We start from the raw sequence: 3017 nt of genomic DNA, 5'->3' as shown, positions 1-3017 counted from the left end.
TTGAACACATTTTCTATGGAAAAGTTAAAAAATCTTACATTTTTCCCTTATATTAAAAATGCTTTATTGGGGTAATTTTATAATGGTTTTGGTATTAATATAAAGATAAAAAGTTAAACTCTTAAGATGGCTTTCTGATAAAGAATTTATTACACCAAAAAGTTTTTCTTTTAACTTATCTAAATCTTTTTACCGGATTTAATTCAGGTGAATATAATTTACCTGCAATTGTTGGCTTTTCTTCTTTTTTATTCCCACAAGCAGTGATTAAAACCATTTTTCTTATCATAATTATTCCTTCAAATAAAAATTATACTTTCAAATAATGCACAAATATTGTGGCTACTGAGAGGTAGATTGTGATGCCGATTATATCGTTTAATGTTAGGATAATAGGACCGGTTGCTATTGTCGGGTCTTTGTTTAATTTATACATAATATAAGGTATAAGCCCACCAACTACGGAAGCTATTAAAATATTAGAAAATAATGCTAATGCTACAACTATTCCAAGTTTATGGTTTATTATCCATATAAAAGCCACAATACCAACAATAAGCGAAATTATAAGCCCTAAAACAAAAGCAACTTTTATCTCTTTTATTAAAGTAAGAATAAAATCTTTATAATTTTCCATAATTCTACCGGTTAAAATACCCCTTGCAGTTATTATGGCTGCCTGAGAACTTATATTACCACTTATTGCAGCTACCATTGGTAAAAAGAATATTATAGGTAAAAACTCCTCAATGGTGCTACTGAAATTACTTATAATAAAAGCAGTTATAAATTCTCCAACTATTGCAAAAAGCATCCAAGGTAATCTCAATTTTGCTACTTTAAATATCTGATTTGTATAAAAAAGCTCTTCTTCCCTTGCTCCTGCCATTTTGAAAAATTCTTCTGTTGTTTTTTCAGAGATTACATCCAAAATATCATAAATATGAATAACTCCTATTAATCTTCTTTCTTCATCTACTACCGGTAAAATCGGAAAATTATATCTTTTGAATATCTCTACAGCTTCTTCTTTTGATGTATCTTCTTTTAAAGCTATAACATCCTTATTTATTATATCTTTTAGTTGTGTATCTTCCGGATAGCTAAGAATTTCTGCTAAGGATATTACTCCGGTTAATCTATTTTTGTTATCTACTGAATAAATATAGATTATCTCCATCTGTGAAGATATTTTTTTAACCTGGGCTAAACATTCTAATACAGTTTCTTCTTCATTTATTGCTATATAATCTTCTTTTATTATAGATTTTATTGTATCTGCTCCGGAAGATATTATCTCTTCTATTTTTTCTTTTTCTTCTTCCTCTAATTTTTCTAAAACTGCTTTTTGAAGCTCTTTTGGAACTTTATCAATAATTTGTGCTATCTCATTTGTAGATAAAGTTAATATTATTCTTGTGCTTTCTTTGATTGGTAAAGTTCTGAGCAAATCTAATTTTATATCTTCTTCAAGGTCAGATAAAACTGCAGATGCCTTTTTTATATCTATTTTCATCAAGATTTCAAAAGTTTTTACCCTTTCATCTCTACTTAAATAAGTAAAAATATAAGCTATATCTCCTTTATGGGCTTTTTCTAAAACCCTTTCTAAAGAGCGATAATTAGCCTTGTGCATCAATCTTTTTATTGTTTCTTTTAAAACTTCTAATGCCGGTGTCAATTGTTCTCCTCAAGAAATTTGGTTATATCCAAGGTCTCTAAGTAATGTTAAATCTTCTTTCCATCTTTCTTTAACTTTAACGTAAAGATTTAGATGGATTTTTTTATTAAGCAAAAATTCAAGTTCTTCCCTTGCTTGTTGTCCTATCTTTTTTAGCATCTGTCCTTTTTTACCGATTATAATTCCTTTATGGTTATCTTTTTCTACATATATGGTAGCATCTATAAAAAGTAGATTTTTATTTTTATCACCTTCTTTTATACCTTCTACTTCTACTGCTACAGAATAAGGAATTTCATCCCTTGTATTTAAAAAAACTTTTTCTCTTATTATTTCTGCAATATATAATTTTAAAGGCAAATCTGTTATCATATCTTCCGGATAAAGAGGAGGAGATTCAGGAAGATATTTTTTTATCACTTCTACCAATCTATCAATATTTATATTTTTTATTGCACTTATTGGAACTATCTCTTTAAAATCATAAAGTTTTGTGCTTTCTTCTATTAGAGGTAAAACTAAATCTCTTTGTATTTTATCAATTTTATTGATAACAAGTATTGTAGGTTTTTGTAATTTTTTTATGTAATTTTCAAGAATTTGTTTATCTTCCGGTGTCCAGCCTTTATCTGCTTCTATAATAAATAGAATAACATCTGCACCTTCCATTCCGGAAACTGCTGACTCTACTACAGATTTTGTAAGTAAATCTGTTCCTTTTTGTACTCCGGGAGTATCAATAAATATAATCTGGGCATCTTTATCATGCTTTACTCCCAAAACCCTTATTCTTGTAGTTTGAGGTTTTGGGCTTACGATAGAAATTTTTGTTTGTAAAATATTATTTAGCAAAGTAGATTTTCCAACATTAGGTCTACCTACTATTGCAACAAATCCAGCTTTAAAATTCTCCAATATTACACCTCTCTATTTATATTTTTACCATTCTGTTAAAAATGCTTTTTTCTCTTCTTCTTCAATAAGTTCCTGCTTTTTAATTATTTCTCTGTTTTTATACTCAATCCAATCTTGCTTTTTATATACATATCTAAATGTTATAATATATCCCACAAATGCAAAACTATGAAATACAACCTGCACCGGTGATAATAAACCTTCATCAAATACAAGGCTAAGTATCTCAGATACAACTGCTGCAAAAAAGATAAATAAAAATGTAATCCCATAAATCATAGTTACCTTTCTGTTTAAAGCAAAATCTTCTTCTGTATACATCACACATACCTACATAGCCAAAGTGTTTATCTCACTTTGGGACGGGCTATTTATATTCCGCCATTATACCTGCAAGCATTCCCGTCTGGCGGTATTTTGC

General features: G+C 28.6%; 3 protein-coding genes. All 3 read right to left on the bottom strand.

Annotated elements, in window-relative coordinates; translation table 11 throughout:
- Window positions 1-310: 310 nt before the first annotated feature.
- Genes mgtE through QOR43_RS08525 form a run of 3 tightly spaced genes read right to left on the bottom strand, consistent with a single transcriptional unit; the run spans window position 311 to window position 2917 of the window.
- Window positions 311-1681: a magnesium transporter gene (mgtE, locus tag QOR43_RS08535; RefSeq protein ID WP_265135062.1), complete on the bottom strand. Its 1371-nt coding sequence runs from the start codon at window positions 1679-1681 to the stop codon at window positions 311-313.
- A 9-nt stretch (window positions 1682-1690) separates the two neighbouring features.
- Window positions 1691-2596: a GTPase Era gene (gene era, locus QOR43_RS08530; protein WP_265135063.1), complete on the bottom strand. Its 906-nt coding sequence runs from the start codon at window positions 2594-2596 to the stop codon at window positions 1691-1693.
- Window positions 2597-2620: 24 nt separating this feature from the next.
- The gene (locus tag QOR43_RS08525) at window positions 2621-2917 is read right to left on the bottom strand and encodes a hypothetical protein (protein WP_265135064.1); all 297 of its coding nucleotides are present in this window, start codon (window positions 2915-2917) and stop codon (window positions 2621-2623) included.
- Window positions 2918-3017 lie beyond the last annotated feature (100 nt).

Origin of the sequence: Venenivibrio stagnispumantis, from assembly GCF_900182795.1 — a bacterium.
GTDB lineage: Bacteria > Aquificota > Aquificia > Aquificales > Hydrogenothermaceae > Venenivibrio > Venenivibrio stagnispumantis.
The sequence above is the reverse complement of the archived record's forward strand: the minus strand, read 5'-3'. Positions and strand labels throughout refer to the sequence as shown.

What these genes read in the sequence shown, in the direction of transcription:
- QOR43_RS08525 (WP_265135064.1), bottom strand. Translation starts at nt 2,917, where the DNA reads ATGTATACAGAAGAAGATTTTGCTTTAAACAGAAAGGTAACTATGATT.